Raw genomic sequence first — 2,198 nt, forward strand, 5'->3', positions numbered from 1 at the left:
AGGAAGATTTTTTGTTTGCTATTATTTTATTTATATCTTCTAGTAACAATCCCAATTGTAAATGACATTGGAAAAATCTAGATTTAACAAATCTTCCTTACGTATAAAGAAATTAGCAACCCCAGAATCGCCCCACATAATATTTAATGAATCGTCTGTATCGATTTGCAGCAATAATATGTCATGTTGCTGGTATTTTTCTTCCCATTCTCTCGGATCTGTCTGTGTGAAAAATGGATAACCACCAATTTTATGTCCTTGATCTTTACATAAATCATCATACAGTTCGCCTAATTCTGTATTATTTTCTTCATCAACAATTTCTTCCCAATCAATGTTATCACTAAAAATCATTTCAAATCGATAATCTCTTGGTGTTACTGGTTGATATGCCAACTCAAACTTTAGTTTTGCTGCTTCGGGTATGATAAAATTCTCTAAATCTAAAGTGTTTAAATAACTAAAATCAGTAATAACCTTATTTAAATCTTCTATAATTGTAGAATGATAAATAATTCGAAAGTCTTTTTGGACTGTTGGATGATCAAAATCTGCTCCAAAAAGATCTTCTTCAGCACTTATGAAAAACTGTAACATTCCATGTTGAGGCATATGTTCAATGTTTGGTATTTCTTCAAGGTTTAACTGCGCAAGTAGCATCATAGGTTGTCCGTTTGAGTCTTTAGGATGCTCTTGATCTATAGGTAAATACGGATATCCACCAAACTTACTTTCAAAAAGCGTTGTCTCTGCTTGCGTTCCAGACACTTTAACATACGGTTTCACACTTTCTTCTAAAATACTACGATACTGTTCTAGTTCTTTCGGAATTTGAAATTGATACGTATTCTTCACTACATTTGCCTCCCTTTAGTAATGAATTGAAAATGCCTAACTTAATTATATAGCAAGCGATAGCTTAATTGAAAATCGTTAAAAATCCATTTTCACCCTCATTTTTTGCGCGCTTGGTGGACAAAGTAGATTATGTTCTAATACCTTTTTATTAATAGTTCGAATTAAATCCGCTGCTTCTGCAGTATTTGTATTTTCTTTTAGCTTTTCTTTTAAATCGTCAATTTCTTTTGAAAGCTCAATCCACCTAGGTAAAACATGATTATTTGCTAAAGTTCTATAAAGTTGCTTTTCAGGATTGTAAGAAAGATCTTTATCAAGATTAAGAGGTTTCCCTTTACCAGGTAAATTATCAAAAGCTCCTTTCTGTTCTGCTTGTTTAACGATAGAACTAATATGATCCTCATACGTATAGGACCAAACTTTCTCATCTTTTACTAAAATCTCTTGTTTTTTTAGTTTTTTATCGAGTTCTTCCTGCTTCATAGATTTTCTCTCCTTTTTATTTTAAAGTGTGGTTTTTATCTATTTCAAAGCTTTCAATCCATCAAACAACTTTTTTCACCCTCACATGCTATCATGACCGTCTTGAAACTCTTCATAAGTGGTTTTTGTACCCTTTATCTTTTAAAGCTCTATACAAGTGATTATTGGCCGTTAAAAGAGGTTTATTTTCAAGTTGTCCTGCTACCATATAAAAGTGAAGTTGAGTTGCATTAGAATTTATAGATGAAATTTGATTTTCAATCCAAGGAATATCGTTTTCAAAAGTTAGTTCTTCTAGCTGATTAACATGATCACAGCAATACATGGCGGTATTCCATTTTCGTAAATTAAATAATTGAGTGTTTTTGCGATTGAAGATTACTTAATGCATGGATTTTTATTAAAGACAATGAAATGTTCTTGAAGATGTGAAGTTTGAGAATAATTATGAGGTAGATCAAGATGTTTTGCCCTTGCTGCAATGTAGCAAGTAAGGATATTTAATTTTGATAGAATGATATAAGAGCCTTGCTACACTTTTGTAATAAGACTCTTTAAATGAGTTATTTACTAGAATAATTGTCTATTGCTTGAATAGAAAGTTCCAACGATTTTATTCTTCTTTCTAAAAGCGTTCTTTGAGGACTCCCAAGCTTTGACTTAACGTAAATCTTTTCAATTGATGGAAGCAAACCAATTAGAACATTACGAGCTTCTGCTAAATCTTCCTGAGTATAATGATGAGTTTCTTGCTTCCAAACACTTTCTAACATAGCTAAGCCGATACTAGCTGCTTTGAGTCTTTTTTTCACTAAAGTAGTATTTGATCCTTTTTGAGTCATCTGTGATAAGGCATT

At 31.8% G+C, this 2,198-nt stretch carries 3 protein-coding genes and 1 pseudogene; all 4 read right to left on the minus strand.

Annotated features, from left to right (window positions below; genetic code table 11):
* Positions 1 to 39: 39 nt before the first annotated feature.
* Positions 40 to 855, minus strand: a complete 816-nt coding sequence (locus ACQGS6_RS26985) for a YwqG family protein (RefSeq protein WP_029442482.1) — start codon at positions 853 to 855, stop codon at positions 40 to 42.
* Positions 856 to 933: 78 nt separating this feature from the next.
* Entirely contained in the window at positions 934 to 1,341 is a 408-nt protein-coding gene (locus tag ACQGS6_RS26990) for a DUF1992 domain-containing protein (RefSeq protein WP_016081379.1), read from the minus strand.
* 39 nt (positions 1,342 to 1,380) lie between these two features.
* Positions 1,381 to 1,815, minus strand: a pseudogene (locus ACQGS6_RS26995) (enterochelin esterase); the annotation flags it as partial.
* Positions 1,816 to 1,904: 89 nt separating this feature from the next.
* Positions 1,905 to 2,198: hypothetical protein (locus tag ACQGS6_RS27000; RefSeq protein WP_426965911.1), on the minus strand; the 294-nt coding region annotated here is incomplete at its 5' end.

This window comes from Bacillus sp. GMs2/2 (assembly GCF_050172095.1).
GTDB classification, from domain to species: domain Bacteria; phylum Bacillota; class Bacilli; order Bacillales; family Bacillaceae_G; genus Bacillus_A; species Bacillus_A cereus.